Origin of the sequence: Salmonella sp. 2020_1395, from assembly GCF_043848115.1 — a bacterium.
In the GTDB taxonomy this organism is placed as follows: Bacteria; Pseudomonadota; Gammaproteobacteria; order Enterobacterales; family Enterobacteriaceae; genus Salmonella; species Salmonella enterica.
This window is the reverse complement of the sequence record NZ_JBCMFH010000041.1, coordinates 1-1223: the sequence shown is the minus strand read 5'-3', so window position 1 is coordinate 1223 and position 1223 is coordinate 1. Positions and strand designations below refer to the sequence as shown.

Sequence of the window (1223 nt, the reverse complement as noted above, 5' to 3'; positions counted from 1 at the left end):
GTAGCTACCGTCTTGAACGTCAAGCGGTAGCTACATAATTTTCATCCCACGGAAGCCGCGTTTTCAACACGCCGAAGCATAAATGTACCAGTTTGCGCATCACAGCTCCCAGCGCGGCTTTCTTCGCCTTGCCCTTTGCGACCAGCCTTTCATAGATAGCCTTCGCCTGTTTGTTCCAGCGGCTCGCGGTCAGCGCTGCAACATACAGCTTAGCCCGCACTCCTGACGGCCCTGTTTTTGACATATGTGGTCTGCCACGCACTGAACTCCCCGACGTTTTCTCTACCGGTGTCAGTCCCAGATAGGCCGCTACCTGTGAGGCGCTTTTGAACATTCCGTCTTTCAGCAACGCCAGCATCTCCCGCCCGACCTGATCTTTCACTCCCTTGATTGATTTCAGTAAATCGAGATCAGCCTTCAGCCCCGGATCGTTATCCGTATGATCGGTTATCAGCTTCTCTATCCGGGCCAGTTCCTCGTTCAGCCAGCTCTTTGTTCGCTCAAGTGAACGGATGACCTCCTGTGGTGTGGATGTGGAATTCGCTTTTTCCAGCCGGTTCACCGTACGCTGTACATCCTCTCTCAGCGCATCCCGCTGGCGCAGCAATGCCCTCAGCTTACGTACTTCAGGCGAAGGAGGAACCCAGACAGCCGGGGACTTCAGTTCGCCATAACAGGCCAGCACGAAGGCATCGACAGCATCATTCTTGTTGAGGATATCCATCCCGTGGGCAAATTCGCGGACACGACAGGGGTTGGCCATGCAGACGCTGACACCGGCCTCATGCAGGCCATACGCCAGATTTTCATGGTAAATACCCGTCGCTTCCAGTACGACAGTCACGCTTTCAGGAACACATTTTTGTGCGTTCAGCCAGTCGACAACTTTACGGGCAACGGCGGGTTCGTTAGTCAGAACCTTGTGCTTTTTTTTACCGCCGGGGCCGGCAGTAAGCAGACAAAGATCGATTTTATTTTTACTGACATCAATACCGAGAGTACACACAGAACACCTCCTTTCACCTGAGCCAACACGCCATTCCAGCCTTGTACATACGAAGTCAACGCTTCTGGTTACCGTTCGGATTTTGAGTGGCGTGAAAGGTGAAACGGGAGGCTTAAGCTACATCGGAAGCTCAGAGTCTTCAGGCCGGATACAAGCTTCTCCCGTTTCAGATAGCTGACAGCTAATCAGCTATCTGTTCAGGATACAAGGCCGGATA

The 1223-nt window shown here is 52.8% G+C and carries 1 protein-coding gene; it reads right to left on the bottom strand.

Annotated elements, in window-relative coordinates:
• Positions 1-19: 19 nt before the first annotated feature.
• Positions 20-1006, bottom strand: coding sequence for an IS110 family transposase (locus ACH0WD_RS24420; protein ID WP_000337539.1), 987 nt, complete (start codon positions 1004-1006; stop codon positions 20-22).
• Positions 1007-1223 lie beyond the last annotated feature (217 nt).